Genomic DNA, 22,437 nt, shown 5'->3' with positions numbered 1-22,437 from the left:
CATTTAAGAGGGATGAAGATGTCGATGAAACACACTGCTGTCGCCGCACTTGCTTGCCTGCATCTGTCCGCCCCGGTTGCCGCACAGGGTCTGGATGGTGTCGTTCAGCTGGATGTTCTGGATGGTGGCCGGACTGCAAACGGCACTTATCTTACCGCCTTAAAGCTGACGCTCGAGGATGGTTGGAAAACCTACTGGCGCGCGCCCGGAGACGCTGGCATCCCGCCGGAAATCAACTGGAAACGGTCAAGCAATGTCGGGCGGGTTGAGATCACATGGCCTGCCCCCGATGTCTTTGATCAGAACGGGTTGCAGTCGATCGGTTACAAGAACCAACTGGTCCTTCCTATTGAGATTACGCCGCGCAACCCTGCCAAGCCGGTCCGATTGCAGGGCGAAATGGATCTGGGCGTCTGCAAAGACGTTTGTATTCCGGAACGTCTGGGCTTTGACCACACGCTCGACGCCAATGCCGGGCGCCATCCCGCGATTGCCGCGGCACTGGCGCAACGTCCCTATTCCGCGCAGGAAGCTCGCGTGTCCAGTGCCACGTGTCGTCTGACGCCAACGAAAGATGGTATGCGTATCGAAGCACGAGTGACCATGCCATCGGCAGGTGGTCATGAAGTTGCTGTGATCGAACCCGGCAATCCCACCCTCTGGGCTTCGCAGCCGGTTGCGCAACGGCAGGGCGATACGTTGGTGGCCGAGGCCGAGATTATCAATGCATCGGGTACACCCTTTGCGCTGGATCGGTCTGATATCCGGATTACAGTTCTGGGCGCCAATCACGCAGTTGATATTCAGGGTTGCAGCGCAGGCTGAATTCATGACCCAATCGCCAAAAATCGGTGCCCTGGCCGTTGTTCTGCATCAGGATCAGGTTCTTCTGGTTCAGCGCAGCAAGCAGCCCGACGCCGGGCTGTGGGGGTTTCCCGGTGGCCATGTCGAATGGGGTGAAACCGTATTGGAAGCGGCGCAACGCGAATTGCTGGAAGAAACCTCGGTGATCGCGCAACCGTCACATTATCTGAACAATCTGGACCTTCTGCGCCGAACCCCAGATGGGCTGGTCGTGTCCCATTACCTGCTGGTCGGGGTCGCATGTCAGTATCGCTCGGGCACGCCGAGGGCCGGTGACGACGCACTTGATGCCCGGTGGTTTCCCATCGATCAGATACGCCAGGGTAACCTGCCCATGAGCGCGCGGGTCATTGAGCTTTTGGAATATGCCTTGCGTGCGGTTTAAGTACCTGCCGAATTCGTGAGGCGACCATAGAGTATACCTGAGGCAGCAATGCTTAGAATCACAATCGGTAAAGCGCCGGCAACAAACGCGCCCAGCCCCATTTTCAATGCGGCAATGCCATCATCACCGGGATAAAGGCTTTGTAGCATGGCAAGCGGTGCACCGTTGACAGCGGGCCAGATCATCGTCAAGGCAAACCAGATCCCAAGTATCACGCCGGTTCCGGCCAACGCGCCACGAACAACCTTGTCAGGGGCCCGTGCAGCACGGCGCATGGCTGTCATCGGACGTGCCACGTCATTAAGAATTCCCAGCAAGGCAGGTACAAGAACCAACACCAGCAACATTCCGAAACCAAGCCCGTAGACCAGTGTGATTACAGTCGGTTTCAAGAATTGCGCCTGTTGAGAGCCTTCATATAGTAAGGGCGCAAGGCCAAGAACCGTCGTCAGCGTGGTCAGCATCACGGGGCGCAACCTGTCTGCCGTGCCATCCAGAATAGACGGAATCAACCCGCGATCCTGCTGGTATGCGTCGATCGTAGTCACCAAAACGATCGAATCGTTGATGATGATCCCTGTCATGCCCAGCAGCCCGACAACCGTGAACATGCTCAGCGGCACCTCCCAGATGTAGTGGCCCCAAATCGCCCCAACCAGGCCAAAGGGAATAATCGCCATAACCACAAGGGGTCGTGTCCAGCTGGCAAAAACCCAGGCCAGTACAAGATAAATACCGGTCAGGCAAAGGATCAGACCGTTGCGGGCCTCGGACAGGAATTCGTTTTCCTGTTCGCTCAGACCCGACATGCGCCACTCAACCTGCTTTTCGGCCGCGATATTGGGAAGGATCTCGTCCTGCATCACGCGTTCAATTTCGACGGCCCGTGCCGGATCGTCTTCCGAAATATCGCCTGTTACCGAAACCACCCTCAGGCCGTTTTCACGCCGAACCGTCGAAAACCCGGACTTGCGCTCGACCGAAACGATATCAGCCAGCGGTACATAGACCCCATCAGGAGAACGCATCAGAGTTCGTTCCAGAAAATCTGCTGTCAGTTCACCTTCGGGCAGTTCGACACGGATCTCGGCACTGCGCGGCCCGTCGGGGAATGTTGCGGCCTCAATCCCGTTCAATCGGTTGCGCAAAGCCCGCCCCAGCGTTTCGATCCGAAAGCCCAGCGCCTGACCCTGTGCCGTCAGGTCAAGAAGAAACTCTTCCTTGTCATATGCCAAAGTGTCCTCAAGCGCCGAAACTTCAGGAAACTTCGACAGCGCAGTTTGCAGATCTTCAGATGCGGCTTTCAGGACATTTACGTCTGAGCCATAAAATTGCACATCGATTGCATCGCCGCCGGGGCCGGACCGCCAACCGCGGAAGCTGATCACTTCGACCTTGGGGTGACGCGGTACGAAATCCTGTAGCTCGCCCACAAACTCAAAACTCGAATATGGGCGCAGATCGGCGTCGATCAATTCAATCGAAATACCTCCCAGCACACTGCCGTCCTTGCCGTCAGCCGCAGCAAGCGCACGCCCGGCATTGCCACCAACTTCAGCCAGGACATAGTCAATTGGATTTCGGCCATGACGCTCTTCGTAGATCCGGCCCAGTTCGTTGGTTGCATCCTGTAGAATGCGCATCATCTCAAGTGTATCTGACCGGGTCGACCCTTCGCGCATAATAAACCCGCCGCTGACCGAACTGCGTTCAGGTGCGTTGAAGAACCGCCAGTTCACGTCGCCACGAATGAACAATGCGACCTGACTGGCCAGGATGGCGATCATCAGCGCGGCCACCACATAACGCGCCCAGATCACCCAGGCGATCAGCGGACGGAACAAGTGATCCCGAACCCAACGAAAGCCACGATTGACGACACGGTTCGGCAGATCGTACCAGTGTTCTTTGGCCGAATGCGCAATTGCATGCGCCATGTGATTGGGCAGGATCAGGAAGCATTCGACCAGCGATGCAACCAGAACTGCGATCACCGTGAAGGGGATATCGCGGATCAGCTCTCCGAAACGTCCTCCAACCAACGTCAGGCCGAAAAACGCAATCACCGTCGTTACCGTGGCGGCCAGAACCGGCATTGCCATTCGACGCGCGGCGCGCTCTGCGGCTTCCACTGGTGTCTCGCCCAATCGGCGGGAGCGAAAATCAGCGTGCTCCCCCACGACAATGGCGTCATCTACAACTATCCCCAGCGTAATGATCAGACCAAACAGTGAAACCATGTTCAGCGACAGACCGCCCAGATACATCAGCGCAATCGCCGCCGACATCGCCACCGGGATACCCGCCGCGACCCAAAATGCGATGCGCGCATTCAGAAACAGGAACAACAGGATGACAACCAGCCCCAACCCCATCAGCCCATTATCCACCAGGATGTTCAACCGATCGGTAATCGCTTGCGCCCGGGTGCGGATCAGATCAATTCTCACACCTTCAGGCAGGCTGGCCTGCATCTGGCGGGCAACGTCCTCGACCGTGTGCTGAATACCTATCGCATCGCCCAGGTTCGACCGATCCACTCTGATCGACATGGCGGGATTATCGCCCACATAATAGCTGCGGTCGCGAGTGACGCCTTCAATCCGAATTGTGGCTATGTCGCCAACCTTCAGCTTCGACCCGTCTTCGTTCGTCCGCAGCGCGATGCCTTCGATCTGTTCCGGCGTGCGTTTCTCAGTTCCCGCCCGGACACGAGCACCCGCGCCTTCGACATTGCCAGCGGGGTCCGTATTGACTTCGGCACCTATCGCTGCCGCGATTTCGGCCATCGTTATATCGTTTGCGATTAACTGAGCGGTGGTGACCTCGACAACGATGCGCGGTGCGGCAATACCCCGGATTGTCGTGCGGGTCACACCTGATGCGAATAAACGATTGATAAGCTCATCCGTCAGCTTAGCCAGCTGAGCAGTATCGGTCGGACCGGTAATCACCACATCCGTCACCCGATCACGCCACGCACCGCGTTGAATCTTGGGCTCCTCAGCGTCTTCCGGCAGATCTGTGACAGCGTCTACGGCGGTCCTAACATCCTCGACAGCGCGGGACACATCCCAGTTGGGTTCGAATTCCAGCCTGATCCGGGTCCATTCATGATGCGAAGAAGCCTCGGTGCTGATCACCCCTTCGACGGCCAGCAGCGCCGGTTCCAGCAACTGCACGATCCCGGCGTCCATGTCCTCGGGCCCGGCACCATCCCAGGTTACGGATACATCGACGCGTTCCAGAATAACGTCCGGAAAGAACTGTGCCCGCATGTTCGGGATTGCCGCCGCGCCAAGAACCAGCATGACAAGCAACAGCAGGTTGGCAACTGTCCGATGCCGCGTGAAATAACTGAGAATGCCGCCCGCCGCGCCAGGTATCTCGCGCATCATGGCGTTTATCCCCCAGCCCTGGTTTCAATACTGCGCACTAAAGACGTCGGAACACGAGCTTCGCGCAGCCGGGTTAGAACCTGCGTCTTTTCCTTCGGAGGCATCGCACTGTTCGCTTCGACCTGAGCTACAAGTTCGGCTCGTTTCTCGTCCGTCAGCTCGACCATTCCGGGGTCTGCACCCGCCTCAAACCGCAGGGGCCGCACCCGCACGCCTGACCCAAGCAGGGGGGTCCGACCGATGACAACCTCTCGCCCTTCCAATCCGTCGCCCCGCAAAAGAACTTCGTCCCCCTGGCGGCGGATCAGCTGAACCGGCAAGCTTTCCAATCGATCGTCAGGTCCAAGCACAAGAACTGTTCCAGATGCATCAAGGACCGAGGACGGCAACCGGTAAACTCCGGCAAGAGGTTGCTCCTGAACAGAGACCGTAACGAAATCCCCGGGTTTGAACCCAGATGCCTCTTGCAAGCGGGCATAGATCAACCGCCCGGTCTGGCCTTCACCGGCAGACCCGCTGTCGCGGCTAATCTGGCCAATCGCAGTCAGATCGGTCCCTGTGACTTCAAGAGATATGGTGACCGGCGCGTTGATCAGACGATCACCGCCATCCAGAAGCCGCACATATTGCGCGGTTGACACCCGAAATGCCACCTCAAGGTCGTTGGGATCAACCAGTTCAGCCAGCTTTTCATTTGCCGATACCAGCCGCCCTTCCACAAGTGTCACATCCGTTAAAGTACCGCCAAAGCCTGCCCGGATTGTCATGTCGCCCAGATCACGTTCCGCAGCTTCCAGTGCTATCATGGCGCGGGCCAACAGGGTTGATGCCTGATCCACACGGGATTCAGCCTGTGCCAGCGCAATACGCCGCGCCAGTACGGCCTGTTGCGCCGCTGCGGCAGCCAGTTCGGCCTCTTCCACGCTAGCGGCGGCCCCCACGCCCCGAGATTCCAGATCGCGTTGACGTTGCAACGCCCTTTCCCGCAGTTCCGCCTGAGCCTCAGCCGATTTCAGCTCGTCCTGCGCCAGCAGCAACGAGCGTTCTGCATCGCGCTCTTCAAACTGAGCGTCCAAGAGGTCGGACTTGGCCCGATCCAGTGCGGATTGCGCATCTGCCGGATCCAGTTCAACCAGCACTTCGCCAGCCTCGACAATTCCACCATCTTCAAAGTCTTCCGCCAGCGCGACAACGCGACCGCCAAGCGCCGCGCGCAACTCCAGCCTGCGGCGGCTTTGAACCTCTCCGAAAGCTTCAAGATATGGGGTGACGGTTTCCGCCTCGGCAGGCCGAACCGAAACAGCAAAGATCCTTTCTCGAGCGGGAGGTGTCGCGTTATCGTGCGTCAAAGCCTCCTGAACGGCCCCAACGATCATCTGCACGGCAACAAACAACAAAGCCAGCGCCAGAAACGCCAGAAAAATACCGACAAGACTATGTCGTAGAAATCGCATCGATCAGTTACCCCGGTTGCACCACGCTGCCGTCCACAACATGTAGCTGGATCAGGAAATATGCCAAGCCACAAGGCGGTTATACGGAATGGAACGTATGACCAGTCTACTTCCGTCGCAGATGTTCGTCCAATCTGGGCATTATTTCCACAAAATTGCACGGGCGATGGCGATAATCGAACTGTTTTTCCAAAATACCGTCCCACGCATCCTTGCAGGCCCCCGGGCTGCCGGGCAAGGCGAACAGATATGTTCCCCCGGCAACACCCCCTGTCGCCCGCGATTGCACCGCGGAAGTTCCGATCTTCTCCATCGAGATGATCGTGAAGACGGTGCCAAAGGCTTCGATCTCTTTTTCATAGACATCGCGATGCGCCTCGACGGTGACATCGCGCCCGGTCAGACCCGTACCGCCGGTCGAAATCACGACGTCGATCTGTTCATCCGCCACCCACGCGCGCAACTGATCTGCGATCTGTTTGCGCTCGTCCCGAATTATTCTCCGATCCGCGACAACATGGCCCGCCTTTTCGATCCGGTCCGCCAATATCTGACCCGAGCGGTCCTCTTCCAGCGATCTGGTATCCGAGACAGTCAGTACGGCGATCTTAACCGGGATGAACTCCATGGTTTCGTCAATGCGCGACATGTGGTGTCAGGCCCTTTCCAGGATGGCAAGCCGGACCGCAAGGGCCGAAAAAATGCCCCCTGCAATCCAGCCCAGAATACGTGAAGCGCGCGGATTCGAGACCAGATGGCGCCCCGCGCTTCCGGCGAAAACACCAACCAGCCCGTTCACGACGAACCCACCGATGCCGATGATTGTGCCAAAGATCAAAAACTGCACCAGGACCGATCCCCGCGACGGGTCTACAAACTGCGGGATAAAGGCAAGAACGAACAGAATAACCTTGGGGTTCGTCAGATTGACAAGCATCCCGTCCCGAAAAGACAACCGGGTCGGTTTGACGGGTGCCTCGGCTGACACTGCGCCATTTCGAACGGCACCCCAGGCCAAGTACAGCAGGTATGCAACACCAACCCAGCGAATGACATCAAACAGCCATGGCAAGGTCGCAACCGCCGCGCCAAGGCCCAGCCCAGCCAGAAGGACCTGTATCATTCCACCCGCGGATATCCCGGCACTTGCGGCAATTGCGGCGCGCGGACCTGATCGCAGGCCCTGACCGAAACAGAACATCATATCCGCGCCCGGTGTCAGGTTCAGCGCCAGCGCGGCGGGAATGAAGGCAAGCAGCGTTACCAACTCAATCATAAGGCGACCTCGAACCAGTTTACCTTGGGACCAAGGTTGGCGATCCGGGTGCGGCCGATCGAGCCGCGATATCCCCAGCTGTCGTGAATATGGCCGCAAAACGTGAAACGGGGCTGTATCCGCTCGATCGCGTTCCGGACAGCGACCGAACCAACAGCCATGCCTTGCGAGGTCACATCCCCATGACCCTTGGGCGGCGAGTGCGAAATCAGGATATCTGCTCCGCCGCAGCGCGCCAGCAGTTCGGCGGCCTCACCCTCGGTCAGATCACAGGACCAATTACCAAACGGTGTGGGTGGAACACCGTAGCCGAGTCCGAACAGGCGCAATCCATCCACTGTCATTCCCGTTCCATGCAGAACATGCACACCCTCGGGCACAGCTTTGCCCAGATCCTCTGCGCTTTCGGCATTCCCGGGTATCAGGACCAGGGGCGCTGAAACGCCCGAAAGCATCTGCATCGCTTCGTCCAGACCCAGACGCATGTTACAATAATCCCCGGCGCCAATAACCAGGTCGGCATCAGCGCTGGCCGCCACCAGATCAGCGGCGCGATTGCGCGCCATGTGAAGATCGGAAAACGCCAAGACCTTCATGACTCACCTCGCAGCCGGGCTTTCAACTCCAGCAGATCAGCCCAGGCCTGACGCTTCATTTGCGGCTGGCGCAGCAAATAAGCTGGATGAAACATCGGGATCACAGGCAGGTCCAGCGCCTGATCCCACTGGCCGCGCAATCGGGTAATCCCGCGCTTGCCCAGAACGGCCTGACAGCTGATATTGCCCATAACCACCAGAACCTCGGGCCGGGCCAGCGCCACGTGACGTTCCAGGAACGGCTTCATCATCCCGATTTCTTCGGGCTTTGGGTCACGGTTCTGTGGGGGCCGCCATGGCAGCACGTTTGTGATATAGACGTTCTGACTGCGATCCAGATCAATCGCGGCCAACATGCGATCCAGCAACTGGCCCGCGCGCCCGACAAAGGGTTTGCCCTCGCGGTCTTCGTCGCGGCCCGGAGCCTCACCGATGATCATCACCCGCGCACCGGGCGTTCCATCAGCAAAAACCATCTGCCGCGCCCCGCGCTTCAGCTCGCAGTGATCAAAAGCTTCCATCGCATCGCGCAGCTGATCCAGTGACCCCGCCCCCTTGGCCGCTGCTTGCGCAACCGTTACCGGGTCGATCTGTCCGGGCTTTGACGGGGTGGTTGCCGCAACCTCGGCCTTCTTGGGCTTTGGTGACGTATCCGGCACCGAATATCGATCAACCGGAGCGTCCCCGATTGCCTCGGTCACGCCCAGTTCGACCTGCCATTCCAGCAGGGCCCGTGCAGAGTAAAAGTCCAAGCCCGATTCCATATGGGTAATTTACCTGCCTGAGGGCTGATGGAAAGCGAATTGGGCTTGATCGGTCGCTCTGTCGCGTCGACCATCAGGGCACGATGCTCAGAACCTTGCGAATCCTCCTGATCGGGCTTGGACTGGTGCTTACCGGCAATCCGGCTTTGGCGACGTTTCACAACGAACAAGGCCAGTGCCGTGCGGGCCAGTTCAAATGCGGCACCACCTGCTGTTCCGGCGGTCAAAGATGCAGCTTTGATGGGCACTGCATACCGCAGGGCGGCACCTATTGCGGTGGCGGGCGCAGTTGCGGTCCGTTTGAACGCTGCGTTGCCGGAGGAGCGAGCTGTGCACCCACAGGCGCGAACAAATGCACATCGCGTCTGGATTGCCCCGGTGACAGTTTTTGCAATGGGCGCGGCGAATGTGAACGGATCACACCAGATCCGGGTACAGCCCCCCCCACAATATGCGAGGATGGCCGCACTTGCGCGCGCGGCGCGTCCTGCTTGCCGGGTGGGGGTTGTTCCCGCCCGGGATGGTTCCTGTGCGAAGAAACAGGCTCGCAGTGCCGTCCGGGATTCAAATGCTCGACCCATCAGGGTTGCGTGCCGATCAAAGCCATCGACTGTGGATACGGCAAATGGTGCAAACCGGGTGAACAATGTCTGCCCAAAGGCGGCTGCGAAAAACTGCCAGAGGGTTCTGATCCTTAGGTTGCTTTGCACCGCGTGGCTTTCTATAAGCGGCCCGATTGTCAGACAGGAGCCCGCCCATGCGTTTCGCCCATCGTCACCTTCTTGGCATCGAGCATCTGTCGCAATCCGATATCACCGAAATTCTCGATCTGGCCGAAACCTATGTCGACATGAACCGCCAGTCGACCAAACATTCGGACGTGCTGTCGGGGCTGACCCAGATCAACATGTTCTTTGAAAACTCAACCCGAACGCAGGCAAGCTTCGAACTGGCTGGCAAGCGTCTGGGCGCGGACGTGATGAACATGGCGATGCAGGCCAGTTCGATCAAAAAGGGCGAGACGTTGATCGACACTGCGCTGACCCTGAACGCGATGCATCCCGACCTTTTGGTGGTGCGTCACCCGCATTCAGGCGCGGTCGATCTGCTGGCGCAAAAGGTCAACTGTGCTGTTCTGAACGCAGGCGACGGGCGGCATGAACATCCGACACAAGCGCTACTGGACGCGCTGACGATCCGCCGCGCAAAAGGTCGCCTGCACCGTCTGAACATCGCCATTTGCGGCGATGTCGCGCACTCCCGTGTTGCACGCTCGAACCTGATCCTGCTGGGCAAGATGGAAAACCGCATTCGTCTGATCGGCCCGCCCACACTCGTGCCGTCGCAATTCGCCGAGTTCGGGGCCGAGGTATATGACGACATGAACGAAGGCCTCAAAGACGTCGATGTGGTCATGATGCTGCGCCTTCAGAAAGAACGAATGGATGGGGGCTTCATCCCGTCAGAACGCGAGTACTACCACCGTTACGGCCTGAATGCGGAAAAACTGGCGCTGGCCAAACCCGATGCCATCGTCATGCACCCCGGCCCGATGAATCGCGGGGTTGAAATCGACGGAACGCTGGCTGATGACATCAATCGATCCGTTATACAGGAGCAGGTGGAGATGGGGGTCGCTGTCCGCATGGCCGCCATGGACCTTCTGGCCCGCAACTTGCGCGAGGTTGCATGAACAATCTGAGGGTCGCCCCCCATGAACGCGGCGTCCTGCGCCTGTTCACGCTGGACATGCGCCCGGAAGAGGCAAAGTTCCTGCGCGAACCGGGTGCCGCCGATCAGGTGCTTGGCGTCGACGGGCTGGACCCCGAGCAGATCGACGTCTTTCCGGTGTCCGACCTCGAGGAACTTGAGCTTTACGGCTATCTGTACGAAGGGTGTGGCGTGTCCGAAGATCAGTTGGACCGTGCCGCGCTGGCGCAGATCGGCGGATGGGTCATGGTCCTGCGCAGCGCAGCGTTCAAAGACCAGACCATGACACTTGAACCCGATCCCCGGCTGCACCTGACGGGCCTTTTCACGGAAGAGGCGACCAATTGGGCCGGCGGAACGATCGAAACCGAAAGCGCCAGACCTTTCTCGGCCCCGCAAACCGCGCCGGTTGACAACAAACCGCTCCGCATAGGCTCGGCTGTTATGGCATTGGTAGTACTTTTGATCACCGGAGGGATTCTATGGCTGATCCTGTAGTCTTTGCCCCGGACAAGGGCGCGTATATCCGCACCAATGCGTGGCTTGCGGCCGCTGCCATGGCCGGTGCAATGGCTGTGTTGTGGTTGACCGGCAACCCTTATGTCTGGACCGGAGCACCTGCTGGCCTCGCCGCTATCGGCATCCGCGCGTGGTATCTGGCATCGGAAGAACTGGCCGCAAACTGGAAGATGACCGGCACTTTGTTGACCGGTCCCGGCGAGCGAAAAGTTGCGCTGAATCAGATCGAGGCGGTCAAAACCATGGGCAGTTTCGTGCAAGTCGTTACCAAGGGCGGAGACAAACACCTGATCAAGTATCAGGCCGATCCCGCCGCCACGAAGGCCGCCATCGAAAGGGCTGTTCCATGAATACCGTTCTTTTCACCAACGCACGCCTGATCGACCCCGAAGCGGGAGCAGAGTCAACTGGCTGGTTGCAGGTGAACGATGGCCGGATTACCGCCCGAGGCGAAGGAATTGCTCCGAGTACGGAGGGGCATATCGTAGATTGCAACGGCAAGTGCCTCGCCCCTGGCATCATCGATATTGGCGTCAAGGTCTGTGAACCCGGTGAACGTCATAAGGAAAGCTATCGGTCAGCAGGACTTGCTGCCGCGGCTGGCGGTGTCACGACGATTGTCACCCGACCGGATACTCTGCCAGCAGTCGACACACCGGAAACGCTGGAATTCGCGACACGCCGGGCGCAGGCCGATGCGCCGGTCAATGTTCTGCCGATGGCTGCCCTGACCAAAGGGCGCGAAGGGCGCGAGATGACCGAAATCGGGTTTTTGTTGGACGCGGGCGCGATCGCCTTCACCGATTGCGATCACGTCATCACCAATACAAAGGTGTTTTACCGCGCCCTGACCTATGCGAAGTCCTGTGGCGCGCTTGTGATAGCCCATCCGCAAGAGCCGGGGCTGAGCGCCGGGGCCGCGGCGACCAGCGGCAAGTTCGCCGCATTGCGCGGCCTACCCGCAGTGTCACCGATGGCAGAGCGGATGGGGCTGGACCGCGACATTGCCCTGTTGGAGATGACCGGCGCCGCCTATCACGCCGACCAGATCACCACGGCCCGGGCGCTGCCTGCACTGGAGCGCGCCAAGCGCAATGGGCTGGACATAACCGCAGGGACGTCGATCCACCACTTGACGTTGAACGAGCTTGACGTGGCCGACTATCGCACCTTCTTCAAGGTCAAGCCGCCGCTGCGATCAGAAGACGACAGGCAAGCGGTTATCGAAGCCGTTCGCACCGGGCTGATCGATATCATCAGCTCGATGCACACCCCTCAGGACGAAGAAAGCAAGCGCCTGCCGTTTGAAGAAGCGGCCTCTGGTGCGGTCGCACTGGAAACGCTTCTGCCTGCGGCCTTGCGCCTGTATCACGCGGGCCAGCTGGATCTGCCGACGCTGTTTCGGGCCATGGCCCTTAACCCGGCCAAGCGGCTTGGACTGGACAGCGGTCGCCTGTCGAAAGGCGCGCCAGCCGATCTGGTTCTGTTCGACCCGGATGTGCCTTTTGTGCTTGATCGGTTTGCACTAAAATCAAAATCTCAGAACACTCCATTTGACGGCCAGCGGATGCAAGGTAAGGTCATTTCGACCTATGTAGCAGGTAATGAAGTGTTCCGGAGACCCTGATGCCCCCAATCGACAACTCGACTAGCGAACTGCTCCAATGGGCGGTGGTTGGATACCTGATGGGCTCCATTCCCTTCGGCTTGTTGCTTGCCAAGATCATGGGGCTGGGAAATCTGCGCGAGATCGGGTCCGGCAATATCGGGGCGACAAATGTCCTGCGCACCGGCAACAAGGCCGCTGCGGCGCTGACCTTGCTGTTTGACGCAGGTAAAGGCGCGGCGGCCGTTCTGATTGCACGTGCCTATGCGGGTGAAGATGCGGCCCAAGTGGCTGCACTATTGGCGTTTTTGGGCCATTGCTTTCCGGTTTGGCTGAGCTTCAAGGGCGGCAAGGGCGTGGCGACCTTTCTGGGGCTTTGGCTGGCACTGGACTGGCGCGTCGGTGTTGCCTGCTGCCTCACTTGGCTGGTCGCGGCGGCAATCTGGCGAATATCTTCAGTTGGTGCACTGGCAGCTGCTGCGCTTTCCACAACCTGGGTGTTGTTGCTGACAAACGGGACTACATTTATCCTTGGGATAATTCTGACAATTCTTGTCTACTGGCGGCACAGCTCGAACGTTGCCCGGATCAAGGCCGGAACGGAACCCAGAATCGGAAAACCGTGACTGCGTCAGACGCGTTTCTGTCTGCCCTTTTTGCACTGCCGTTGGGCAGTTTCACCGGAACCTCCGGCGGTCGACGCTATGTTGTTGTGCGTCAACAAATGGCGCGTGGTAAATCCCACAAGCTGGTTGCGCACGAGCTAGGCGGAACCGACTATATCAGCCTGAACCTGTATCAGACCCAGGGCAGCGGCGCGTTGCTTCGACCCTGTGAAATGCCCGCAAACAAAGTCATCGCATTTGTCCTGAACCTAACGCCGGATACCTGAGGCGGCTCGGCAAAAAAGAACAGTGGCTCTATCACCTGCGCACAATCACAATTCATTGTTTTGAACGTGATCAGCCCGCTTCCCAAATCGCTATCGTGACGGTCAATTACGGGCCACACAGGACAACAATCTGGGCCTTACGGCGGCAATTATTGCGGTGCTGAACGGGCTCATTTCACGAAAGGTGAAGCAATGAACAAGTTTAAATCTCTGATCAGTGGCGTGGCACTGTCTGTCACGTTGGCAACCTCCGCACTGGCGGCTGGCGTCGAAATCAACGCAAGCTCGACTGGTCTGGCCATGCAGGGCTATGATCCGGTGGCGTACTTCACCGCTGGCGAAGCGACCAAGGGCGATTACCGCATTACTGCATTGCACGATGATGCACTGTACCGGTTTTCGTCGGAAGAAAACAAAGTAGCCTTTGAAGCCAATCCTGATGCATATCTGCCCGCATATGGCGGCTATTGTGCCTTCGGCGCGGCCATGGGCTTTAAATTCGACGGCGACCCGAACCACTGGAAGATCGTTGACAACAAGCTGTATCTGAACCTGTCCAAAGACATTCAGGAGCGCTGGGAAGGCGACATCCCGGGTTTCATCGAAAGCGCGAGCGCAAACTGGGAAACGATTGCTGAAAAATCCCCGGCAGAGCTGCAATCGCAGTAAAACCTGATTATTTCAGGCACCGCGGCGGCGGGTTTTCCGCCGCCGTATGTTACTGAAGACCTCTTGCCCTTCCCATTCAGCGCATCAAGTGTCCCAATTCAATGGGCAATATCGTTTGGATACTGCGTTACAGGTCCAGAGTTACAGGTCCAGAATTGTGCTGCCAGTCGTTTGCCGCGCCTCAAGCGCACGATGCGCATCAGCAACCTGATCCAAGGCAAAACGCTGATCGACATGGACTTTGACCTCACCCCCCTCGACTTTGCCAAACAGGCGACGTGCCATTGCCTGACACACCGCATGATCCGCGATATGAGTAAACAACGTGGGCCGGGTGATCTTGAGCGAGCCTTTCTGGCCCAGAACCCCAAGGTTGAACGGTGGAACCGGGCCCGAGGCGTTGCCGAAGGAAATCATCATGCCCAGCGGTTTCAGGCAATCCAGTGATCCTTCGAACGTGTCCGCTCCGACCGAGTCCATCACCACGTCTACGCCCTGACCCTTTGTAATCTCAGCCACGCGTTCTGCGAAATTCTCGGACCTGTAATTGATGCAATGCGCGGCCCCGTTAAACCGCGCAAGGCTGCATTTCTCGTCACTCCCCGCCGTTCCGATCAAGGTGATGCCTTCGGATTTAGCCCATTGGCATGCGATCAGCCCGACCCCGCCAGCTGCCGCATGGAACAGGACCGTATCACCCCGTTTCAATGGTGTGGTCCGGTGAAATAGGTATTCAACCGTCAGACCTTTCAGCATCATCGCTGCACCGGCTTCGAATGTGATGCCATCCGGTAGCGGGCAAACCTGCGCAGCGGGCATCACGCGCGCCTCACAATAAGCACCGGGCGGGGCTGCGGCGTAAGCGGCCCGCTGCCCCGGCTGAAGGTGGGTCACCCCATCCCCAACCGCCTCAACGGTTCCCGCCGCTTCCATGCCTAAAGCATGGGGAAGATCAAGGGGATACAGGCCGGTGCGTTGATATACGTCGATGAAGTTCAACCCGCAGGCCTGATGCCGAATACGTATCTCACCCGGACCAGGGTCACCTACAGGCCTGTCTTCGATCCGCAAAACCTCAGGCCCACCAAATTCGTGAATCACAACCGTTTTCGCTGCTTTCTGCATCCTGACCTCCTCTTGCCTGCCATCAAGCTAACATGACTGTGACACAGGGCAATCCGTCCGATGCCGGAGTATTGATCCAGATTTCGAAAATTTATGTTATACTGAGGCATGGCGTTGCCGGTTGGGCCGGCCACGGGCAACTGAATGCCGGATCCGTTCCGCGGCGCAAGTCTCGCCAGGGAAGGGTGAAGAAATGGCTAAGACAATCGGAAACCCGATCAGCTGGGCGGCCCAGGCTCTGGGTGCCACAGGTGACCACGTTACAGAAAGCGTCTCGCAACTTGGCAGTGCAGATCCAACGCAAGTGCCAATGGTGCAGACCTTGACCCTGCAAGACCTACGCGCCTGCCTGAGGGCGGGGTATCAGGATTTTCTCGAAACCCGAGCGGATGTGGTATTCATTGTCCTGGTTTACCCGGTTGCCGGGCTTTTGATGTTCGGCTTTGCCCTGAATGCCAACCTGGTTCCGCTTCTGGCCCCTCTGGTCGCTGGCTTCGCGCTGATCGGGCCAGTTGCGGCCGTGGGCCTCTATGAGATCAGCCGCAAGCGTGAACAGGGCAGCGAGGTTCACTGGCTGGACGCATTTGGTGTGCTCCGCTCGCCGTCATTCGGAGCAATTCTGGTTTTGGGTTTTTACCTTGTGATGCTGCTGCTGCTTTGGCTGATGGTGGCACAAAGCATTCACACCTATACGATGGGCCCCGAGGTTCCAGCGTCGCTCAGCACATTTGCCACGCAGGTGTTCACGACCTCCGCGGGCTGGACGATGGTCATTGTTGGAACAGCGGTTGGATTCGTTTTTGCGCTTTGCGCACTGGCGATCAGCGTCGTCAGTTTTCCCTTGCTGCTGGACCGTAAAGTAGGCCTGCCGGTTGCTGTTGTGACATCATTCAGGGTGCTGCGTCACAACCCCGGCGTCATTCTGACCTGGGGATTCATCGTAGCGGTGCTTTTGTTCCTGGGGGCTTTGCCACTGCTGTTGGGGCTTATCGTGGTGATGCCCGTTCTGGGTCATGCCACGTGGCATCTGTATCGCCGCGCCGTTGCGTGAACGCGCGGGACACGCCCGCGCATTCTAAACTCAACCCGCGATCTTCAGAACAATCTTGCCAATATGACCCGAGCTTTCCATGCGCGCATGGGCGGCGGCGGCTTCGGTCAGATCAAACTCGCTGTCCATCACGGGCGCAACTTTTCCGGCATCCAACAGAGGCCAGACAGCTTCGCGCAGGTCCTGCGCGATTAGCGCCTTGGCCAGATCACTTTGTGGGCGCAAGGTGCTGCCGGTCAGGGTCAGGCGCTTGACCATCATCAGGGCAAAGTTCAGTTCGACCACAGGCCCTTGCAGAAACGCGATTTGCACCAGCCGCCCATCTTCGGCCAGGGCCTTGACGTTGCGGGGGATGTAATCACCGCCGACCATATCGAGGATCAGGTTTGCCCCACCTTCGGCGCGCATGGCTGCTACGAAATCCTCATCGCGATAATTGATCGCTTTTTCGGCGCCCAGCTTGATGCAAGCCTCACATTTCTCATCCGAGCCAGCCGTGGCGAAAACGCGCGCGCCAAAGGCATTGGCCAGTTGGATTGCCGTCGTACCAATACCGCTGGACCCACCGTGAACCAGAAAACGTTCACCTGCCCTCAACCCGCCACGCATGAACACGTTGGACCAGACTGTGAAGAAGGTCTCGGGAAGACACGCTGCCTCTTTCATTCCCATACCCGCGGGCACAGGCAAACAATGAGCCGCTGGGGTCGAAACGTATTCCGCATAGCCACCGCCGGGCAGCAGTGCGCAGACCTGATCACCGACAGACAGTCCTTCGACCCCCACACCGACCGAGACCACTTCGCCCGAAGCTTCAAGCCCCGGCAGGTCACTGGCGCCCGGCGGCGGATCGTAAGCGCCCGCGCGTTGCAAAGCGTCGGGGCGGTTCACCCCGGCATAGGCCACATTCAATACAACCTGTCCGGCCCCCGGCTTAGGGATAGGACGTTCGGTCAGCTGCAATACATCGGGACCACCCGGTTGAGTGATCTCAACAGCACGCATCATCTGGGTCATAGGCACCTCCTTTGCCCAATGCCTAACAGGCATCAGAGGCAAGGCCCAGCACCAAGACGCGTTACTTTCGGGGGTTCAACATGCCAGGCAGATCACCCCGCATCTTGGCCGGTGCCCTCACCTGACCCGCCAGCCAGTTCGGAACTGCAAGAAAGGGTTTCAACACCGGGTTGTCACGCACCTGAGCCTTGAGCTTTTCGAACTCCATGACATTTGCGATCCGGCGATCCAGAAACTCCCACGTGCGCTGATGGTCAGGGCTGTCATCACCCAGCCAGAACAGCAAGGTCGAGGAATAGACCCCCGACAAGGTTGCCCGTTTGGTATACCAGTTCACATCTTCCGACGTATCGCCCAGCGCGTCCCATATCAGGTCGCAGGTCTGCCATAAGGCCTTGGCTCCATCGGCCGCATATGCTGGCAGGGAAAACAGCGTCATGCCCCGGCGCACCAGTTCTTTGTCTTCAACAGCCTGCAACCGGAACCGGACCGCAGCGGCAATCTTATCGCGGAATTTTAGACCGCTCATGTCCTCGGACCTGAGGCGGTCCAGCATCACCTGATCGCCGCGCGCATGAAAGGCCAGTGCCAGATCAACCGCCCCGCGCGGGCAAATTGCACGTGCCAAACCGTCATCCAGACCACAATCGGAAACCGAGGCGCGAAAGCTGGTTTCCGACCAGCCGTCGAAAGGAACATGATTCAGCATCGCGTCCAAAAGCTGCCGTTTTGCATCTTCATATGTTGTGGTCATGACGGTTCTCCGGTTGTCAGGTCCAGTACTAGACAAGTTAGGGCGGCTTTGCTATACGGCCAACTCCTGCAATTTCCTTGCAACTCTATCTAGAAAGGTGGTGACAACCACATGCAGGTTAGTGTTCGCGACAATAACGTCGATCAGGCGCTTCGTGCCCTGAAGAAAAAGCTGCAGCGCGAAGGCGTGTTCCGTGAAATGAAGCTCAAGCAACATTTCGAGAAACCGTCCGAGAAGAAAGCGCGCGAGAAAGCTGAAGCGATTCGCCGTGCCCGTAAACTGGCGCGCAAGAAAGCCCAGCGCGAAGGTCTGCTCTGAGATCTTTGATTTCGTCCAGCTTTGGATGACACTATTTGACGACCCCCGAGGCATGGCCCGGGGGTTTGTCGTTTCAGGGCTCGGATACAATCCGCCGACTCGTGGTTCAGGTTGTGCGGCAAGCTGCCATTTCCGTACAGGCAGTGTTTTGCCCGGCGCTTTGCAGCGCAGCGAATCTCGTCTCGGTAGCATCGGGCCGCCAAAACTCGCCTGAATTGCGCCGCCCTCTATCACCCGCGACGTCCCCGCCTCTAAGTGAGCCCGTCCGCAAGGACACAAACACAAACGGAGGCAAATATGTCGACTGCAAGTACATACGAACGCGAGATGCTGGCGCTGATAAACCAGGAGCGCACGTCCCGCGGTCTCAACCCGCTGCAACTTGAAACGCAGCTGAACGACTCGTCCGAAGATCACAGCACCTGGATGCTGAATACTGACACCTTCAGCCACACTGGTTCAGGCGGTTCCAACGCAACCCAGCGGATGCAAAACGCGGGGTTCGATCTTGAGGGAAGCTGGCGCACCGGGGAAAACATCGCATGGCAGTCCGAACGCGGCGCGCCGGGTATCAGCGACGATGTCGCCCAGTTGCATCAAAACCTGATGAACAGTCCGGGTCACCGCGCCAATATCCTGAACCCGGATTTCAAGTATGTCGGGATCGGGATCGAAACCGGTGACATGCAGGGCTTCGATGCGGTGATGGTCACGCAAAACTTTGCTGCGACTGACGCGGCTGTCATGCTGGACAACGGCAATACAAACACACCGCCCGTTCCCCCGACAACACCGGATGAAGTTGCAGAGCCAGAGGAACCGGAAACCGAAACCCCAGATACTGACGTCACCGTGACCGAAGAGCCTGGGACTGAGACCCCCGAAACCGAGGAGCCGACACCCGAGACACCGGACACCGACGTCACAGAGACGGAAGAACCGGACCCCGAATCGCCTGATACCGACGTCACTGAGAACGAAGAACCGGAACCTGAAACCCCCGATACCGAGGAGCCGACACCCGAGACACCGGACACTGACGTAACCGAAACTGAAGAACCGGAACCTGAAGCGCCCGATACTGACGTAACCGAAACCGGGGAACCGCAACCTGAAACGCCCGATACCGAAGTCGTCGATGGCGGTGAGCCGGAAGCCTTCTGCTTTGACATTCAGGCCTTCCTGGATGAAATCGCCAGCTTCCTTGAAAACCTGCAAGCGCAGTTTGACGAGTTTGATTGGGCCGACGACATGAATGGCGGCACTGATGTGGCAGATGTCGACGACGTCGATATCATGCCGACCCTAGATACCACCCCGGAGACCGAGATTGAGCCTGTCGACACCGAAACATCCGAAGACGATAGCTGCGATGTCTTCATGATCAATATCTTCACCCATGACTGCATGATGGATGCAGCCTGATCACTTGAAATTGTGCGAGGTCGGCCCTGCCGACCTCGCATGCGTTGCTCAGTAAATCTTTGGAACGTAAAGCTCGTCTGGCAAAACCCGCCGCTCGTATTCAGGATTGTACCGACGGTCCGGCAAATTGACCTTTTCCTGTGGCACGTCTTCGTAGGGGATTCTGGTCAACAGATGCTCAATACAATTCAGACGTTCGCGTTTCTTGTCATTGCCCTCAACGATATACCACGGCGCTTCGGGTATGTTGGTTCGGAACAACATGTCTTCCTTGGCCTTCGTATACGCCTCCCAGCGAATGCGGGATTCAAGATCCATCGGTGACAGTTTCCACTGTTTCATCGGGTCGTGAATACGCATGAGGAACCGCAGTTGCTGCTCTTCATCCGTGATCGAAAACCAGTATTTCAGCAGAATGATCCCTGACCGGACCAGCATCCGTTCAAATTCGGGAACGTCCTGAAAGAACTGTTCAACCTGGTCCTCGGACGCAAAGCCCATCACCCGTTCAACCCCCGCCCGGTTGTACCACGAGCGGTCGAACAAGACGATTTCACCCGCGGCAGGCAGATGCGGCACGTAGCGTTGAAAGTACCATTGGCTTTGCTCGCGGCGACTGGGCGCTGGCAGAGCAACCACACGGGCGACACGGGGGTTCAGACGCTGCGTGATCCGTTTGATCACGCCCCCCTTGCCCGCACTGTCACGGCCTTCAAACAGGATACAAACCTTGGCACCAGTGTGCTGCACCCAATCCTGCACCTTGATCAACTCGGCCTGCAATCGCAGCAGGTTTCGGAAATAGACCTTGCGATCCAGCATTTCGGGGTGCTGGTCCCGATAGATTTTGCGGACTTCCATCGACAGCATAGGCTCGCTGAACTCGATCTCGAAATCTTCGTCCAGCGTGTCTTCCAACTCGGCCTCAAGCCAGTTCTTGGTGCCCCCATCGTTTTCGTAAGCCAAGATCAGCTCCTTCTCAGTCATCGGGTTCGAACCATATCGGGCCTGTGTAACCGCCTGATGTCATCAGATAAATTGAAGCCGATCCGTTGCAGCAGTCTCAATCGGAAATCAGGGTCTGGACGGGTATATGGTCTTTTACCCGAATGTGTACGTCTGGCCCAAAGGATACAAGCACAAGAATTGACACAAGGCATCAGTCGCGCGCTTTCTAGTTGCTTGCATTGCCTTGTTTTTGTGCAGCATGACTGAGTCCACAATTCAGACGAGAACGCCGTGACGTTTTTCTTTTCGACATTGCCTGTCATCTGGCCCTGGCTGATCCTGATCACGGCGCAAGTCGCGGCGATGGTGCGTCGAACTGGCCTTGCGTTTGCCCTGCTGGTTCTGTTCGTCAGTGTTGCTTGGGTTACCGGGCTGATGTCACCGACAGCAATCGTGGCGGTGGCGCTTGGTCTGATCGTGGCCTTCTTCCTCCCACGCCAGACAGGTCTGCTCGCTATCGCGGGGCATACGCTGTTGATCCTGTGGTGCCTGGCATTGGGGGCACATCTGTTCCCAGGGTTCAACAATTTGAAACTGTTGGATCAGGTGCAGGCAAGTGTTTCCAGCACAAGTTTCACACTGCACCTGAATCTGGACAAACCCATGGTTTTCTTTGCTGTTCTTCTGGCCTGGCCCGGAATGCTGAACAGCGCAATCCAGACCAGAATAAGACCTTTGCTAGCGGGTTTGCTGATTTTACCCGGCCTGTTTCTGCTGGGTCTATCGCTGGGCACGGTGCGCTTGGACCTCTCAACCCCTTATTGGTGGCTGGTATTTTGCCTGTCCAACCTGTTTCTGACTTGTCTTACGGAAGAGGCGTTCTTTCGCGGCTACTTGCAATCTGCCATTACCTCGCGCCTTGGGGTAACAGGCGGTCTGGTCGCTGCCAGCCTGCTGTTTGGATTGGCGCATATCGGCGGAGGACCCGCGCTTGTAGTATTCGCAACCCTTCTCGGGCTGGGGTGCGGGTTGGGATATTATGCTACCGGTCGGCTCTGGGTGCCTGTTGCGATGCATTTCGGGTTCAATCTGACCCACCTGCTGCTGTTCACCTATCCCGGCCCATTATGACGGTCAGACCGGCAAGGCCGTGGTCTTGAACACAGTACGCAACGCAAATGAGCTTTGCATCTGCGCCACCCCCGGCAAGCGCGACAGGTATTGCCGGTGGATACGCGCGAAATCTTCTGTATTTTCCGCCACAACTTTCAGAATGTAATCTGCGGTACCTGCCATCAGGTGACACTCCAGCACATCCGGTATTCGGGCCACCGCCTTTTCGAACACATCCAGAACCTCTTCGGCCTGACCTTGTAACGTGATTTCGACAAAAACGGTGGTTGGCACGTTCATCTTCCGCGCATCCAGCAGAGCCACGTAGTTGCGGATATAGCCGTCAACCTCCAACCGTTGAACGCGGCGGTGGCACGCAGACGGAGACAGGTTGACCTGTTCAGACAACTCGGAATTCGACATCCGGCCATTCTTCTGAAGTGCGGCCAGAATCTTTCGATCGGTCGTGTCCAGGCTCATTCCTGCAATTCCTTTGCGAGTTTTTCGAATAGTACGGGAAATTCTTCCAAAGAAAAGTCCATTAGCACGTTTT

At 57.9% G+C, this 22,437-nt stretch carries 25 protein-coding genes; 13 read left to right on the top strand and 12 right to left on the bottom strand.

Annotation, left to right across the window (positions count from 1 at the left end):
- Window positions 1-24 precede the first annotated feature (24 nt).
- Both ACR0NZ_RS09045 and ACR0NZ_RS09040 read left to right on the top strand, forming a co-directional pair.
- Entirely contained in the window at window positions 25-825 is an 801-nt protein-coding gene (locus ACR0NZ_RS09045; protein WP_480518379.1) for a protein-disulfide reductase DsbD domain-containing protein, read from the top strand.
- 4 nt (window positions 826-829) lie between these two features.
- Window positions 830-1,249, top strand: coding sequence for an NUDIX hydrolase (locus tag ACR0NZ_RS09040; RefSeq protein WP_480518377.1), 420 nt, complete (start codon window positions 830-832; stop codon window positions 1,247-1,249).
- On the opposite strand, the gene ACR0NZ_RS09035 is transcribed toward ACR0NZ_RS09040, so the two are convergent.
- The 7 genes from ACR0NZ_RS09035 to ACR0NZ_RS09005 all read right to left on the bottom strand — a co-directional run bounded on the left by ACR0NZ_RS09035 (window position 1,246) and on the right by ACR0NZ_RS09005 (window position 8,985).
- Window positions 1,246-4,647, bottom strand: coding sequence for an efflux RND transporter permease subunit (locus ACR0NZ_RS09035; RefSeq protein WP_480518375.1), 3,402 nt, complete (start codon window positions 4,645-4,647; stop codon window positions 1,246-1,248). The genes ACR0NZ_RS09040 and ACR0NZ_RS09035 overlap by 4 nt on opposite strands.
- Before the next feature lie 5 nt (window positions 4,648-4,652).
- Window positions 4,653-6,101: an efflux RND transporter periplasmic adaptor subunit gene (locus ACR0NZ_RS09030; protein ID WP_480518373.1), complete on the bottom strand. Its 1,449-nt coding sequence runs from the start codon at window positions 6,099-6,101 to the stop codon at window positions 4,653-4,655.
- A gap of 106 nt (window positions 6,102-6,207) precedes the next feature.
- Entirely contained in the window at window positions 6,208-6,750 is a 543-nt protein-coding gene (gene moaB, locus ACR0NZ_RS09025; RefSeq protein WP_480518371.1) for a molybdenum cofactor biosynthesis protein B, read from the bottom strand.
- A gap of 6 nt (window positions 6,751-6,756) precedes the next feature.
- Window positions 6,757-7,377 (bottom strand): LysE family translocator, encoded by a 621-nt coding sequence (locus ACR0NZ_RS09020; protein ID WP_480518370.1) that lies wholly within the window; start codon window positions 7,375-7,377, stop codon window positions 6,757-6,759.
- Window positions 7,374-7,973, bottom strand: a complete 600-nt coding sequence (locus ACR0NZ_RS09015; protein ID WP_480518368.1) for a metallophosphoesterase family protein — start codon at window positions 7,971-7,973, stop codon at window positions 7,374-7,376. Before ACR0NZ_RS09015 ends, ACR0NZ_RS09020 begins: the two co-directional genes overlap by 4 nt.
- On the bottom strand, window positions 7,970-8,737 hold the full coding sequence (locus tag ACR0NZ_RS09010; RefSeq protein WP_480518366.1) for a uracil-DNA glycosylase: 768 nt from the start codon (window positions 8,735-8,737) through the stop codon (window positions 7,970-7,972). Before ACR0NZ_RS09010 ends, ACR0NZ_RS09015 begins: the two co-directional genes overlap by 4 nt.
- Window positions 8,671-8,985: a hypothetical protein gene (locus tag ACR0NZ_RS09005; protein WP_480518638.1), complete on the bottom strand. Its 315-nt coding sequence runs from the start codon at window positions 8,983-8,985 to the stop codon at window positions 8,671-8,673. Before ACR0NZ_RS09005 ends, ACR0NZ_RS09010 begins: the two co-directional genes overlap by 67 nt.
- A gap of 509 nt (window positions 8,986-9,494) precedes the next feature.
- Here ACR0NZ_RS09005 and ACR0NZ_RS09000 point away from each other — a divergent pair.
- The 7 genes from ACR0NZ_RS09000 to ACR0NZ_RS08970 all read left to right on the top strand — a co-directional run bounded on the left by ACR0NZ_RS09000 (window position 9,495) and on the right by ACR0NZ_RS08970 (window position 14,133).
- Window positions 9,495-10,430, top strand: coding sequence for an aspartate carbamoyltransferase catalytic subunit (locus tag ACR0NZ_RS09000; RefSeq protein ID WP_267366053.1), 936 nt, complete (start codon window positions 9,495-9,497; stop codon window positions 10,428-10,430).
- On the top strand, window positions 10,427-10,945 hold the full coding sequence (locus tag ACR0NZ_RS08995) for a hypothetical protein (protein ID WP_480518364.1): 519 nt from the start codon (window positions 10,427-10,429) through the stop codon (window positions 10,943-10,945). The genes ACR0NZ_RS09000 and ACR0NZ_RS08995 overlap by 4 nt, the downstream gene beginning before the upstream one ends.
- Entirely contained in the window at window positions 10,930-11,316 is a 387-nt protein-coding gene (locus ACR0NZ_RS08990) for a hypothetical protein (protein WP_480518362.1), read from the top strand. Before ACR0NZ_RS08995 ends, ACR0NZ_RS08990 begins: the two co-directional genes overlap by 16 nt.
- Window positions 11,313-12,593 (top strand): dihydroorotase, encoded by a 1,281-nt coding sequence (gene pyrC / locus ACR0NZ_RS08985; RefSeq protein WP_480518360.1) that lies wholly within the window; start codon window positions 11,313-11,315, stop codon window positions 12,591-12,593. The genes ACR0NZ_RS08990 and pyrC overlap by 4 nt, the downstream gene beginning before the upstream one ends.
- Window positions 12,593-13,198, top strand: coding sequence for a glycerol-3-phosphate 1-O-acyltransferase PlsY (plsY, locus tag ACR0NZ_RS08980; protein WP_480518358.1), 606 nt, complete (start codon window positions 12,593-12,595; stop codon window positions 13,196-13,198). The genes pyrC and plsY overlap by 1 nt, the downstream gene beginning before the upstream one ends.
- Window positions 13,195-13,464 (top strand): hypothetical protein, encoded by a 270-nt coding sequence (locus ACR0NZ_RS08975; RefSeq protein ID WP_480518356.1) that lies wholly within the window; start codon window positions 13,195-13,197, stop codon window positions 13,462-13,464. The genes plsY and ACR0NZ_RS08975 overlap by 4 nt, the downstream gene beginning before the upstream one ends.
- 192 nt (window positions 13,465-13,656) lie before the next feature.
- Window positions 13,657-14,133 (top strand): YHS domain-containing (seleno)protein, encoded by a 477-nt coding sequence (locus ACR0NZ_RS08970; RefSeq protein ID WP_480486578.1) that lies wholly within the window; start codon window positions 13,657-13,659, stop codon window positions 14,131-14,133.
- 141 nt (window positions 14,134-14,274) lie between these two features.
- Here ACR0NZ_RS08970 and ACR0NZ_RS08965 read toward each other — a convergent pair whose 3' ends face one another.
- The gene (locus ACR0NZ_RS08965; RefSeq protein WP_480518354.1) at window positions 14,275-15,258 is read right to left on the bottom strand and encodes a quinone oxidoreductase family protein; all 984 of its coding nucleotides are present in this window, start codon (window positions 15,256-15,258) and stop codon (window positions 14,275-14,277) included.
- Between the two features lie 193 nt (window positions 15,259-15,451).
- Here ACR0NZ_RS08965 and ACR0NZ_RS08960 point away from each other — a divergent pair, with 193 nt between their 5' ends.
- Entirely contained in the window at window positions 15,452-16,309 is an 858-nt protein-coding gene (locus ACR0NZ_RS08960) for a DUF2189 domain-containing protein (RefSeq protein ID WP_480518352.1), read from the top strand.
- A 30-nt stretch (window positions 16,310-16,339) separates the two neighbouring features.
- On the opposite strand, the gene ACR0NZ_RS08955 is transcribed toward ACR0NZ_RS08960, so the two are convergent.
- Both ACR0NZ_RS08955 and ACR0NZ_RS08950 read right to left on the bottom strand, forming a co-directional pair.
- Window positions 16,340-17,326, bottom strand: a complete 987-nt coding sequence (locus ACR0NZ_RS08955; RefSeq protein ID WP_480518350.1) for an NAD(P)H-quinone oxidoreductase — start codon at window positions 17,324-17,326, stop codon at window positions 16,340-16,342.
- A 61-nt stretch (window positions 17,327-17,387) separates the two neighbouring features.
- Entirely contained in the window at window positions 17,388-18,080 is a 693-nt protein-coding gene (locus tag ACR0NZ_RS08950; RefSeq protein ID WP_480518348.1) for a COQ9 family protein, read from the bottom strand.
- Between the two features lie 111 nt (window positions 18,081-18,191).
- Here ACR0NZ_RS08950 and rpsU point away from each other — a divergent pair, with 111 nt between their 5' ends.
- On the top strand, window positions 18,192-18,398 hold the full coding sequence (rpsU, locus tag ACR0NZ_RS08945; RefSeq protein WP_005614280.1) for a 30S ribosomal protein S21: 207 nt from the start codon (window positions 18,192-18,194) through the stop codon (window positions 18,396-18,398).
- 297 nt (window positions 18,399-18,695) lie between these two features.
- Window positions 18,696-19,823 (top strand): CAP domain-containing protein, encoded by a 1,128-nt coding sequence (locus ACR0NZ_RS08940; protein WP_480518346.1) that lies wholly within the window; start codon window positions 18,696-18,698, stop codon window positions 19,821-19,823.
- Window positions 19,824-19,871: 48 nt separating this feature from the next.
- Here the strand turns inward: ACR0NZ_RS08940 and ppk2 are convergent, their stop codons facing one another.
- A complete protein-coding gene (gene ppk2 / locus ACR0NZ_RS08935; RefSeq protein ID WP_267365547.1) occupies window positions 19,872-20,810 on the bottom strand; it encodes a polyphosphate kinase 2 in 939 nt (312 codons plus the stop codon).
- Between the two features lie 252 nt (window positions 20,811-21,062).
- Here ppk2 and ACR0NZ_RS08930 point away from each other — a divergent pair, with 252 nt between their 5' ends.
- Window positions 21,063-21,902, top strand: a complete 840-nt coding sequence (locus ACR0NZ_RS08930) for a CPBP family intramembrane glutamic endopeptidase (protein WP_480518344.1) — start codon at window positions 21,063-21,065, stop codon at window positions 21,900-21,902.
- 3 nt (window positions 21,903-21,905) lie between these two features.
- On the opposite strand, the gene ACR0NZ_RS08925 is transcribed toward ACR0NZ_RS08930, so the two are convergent.
- Window positions 21,906-22,364, bottom strand: coding sequence for an Lrp/AsnC family transcriptional regulator (locus tag ACR0NZ_RS08925; protein WP_209506641.1), 459 nt, complete (start codon window positions 22,362-22,364; stop codon window positions 21,906-21,908).
- Window positions 22,365-22,437: the final 73 nt, after the last annotated feature.

The sequence above is a fragment of the Ruegeria sp. AE3 genome (assembly GCF_056542225.1).
The sequence above is the reverse complement of the archived record's forward strand: the minus strand, read 5'-3'. Positions and strand labels throughout refer to the sequence as shown.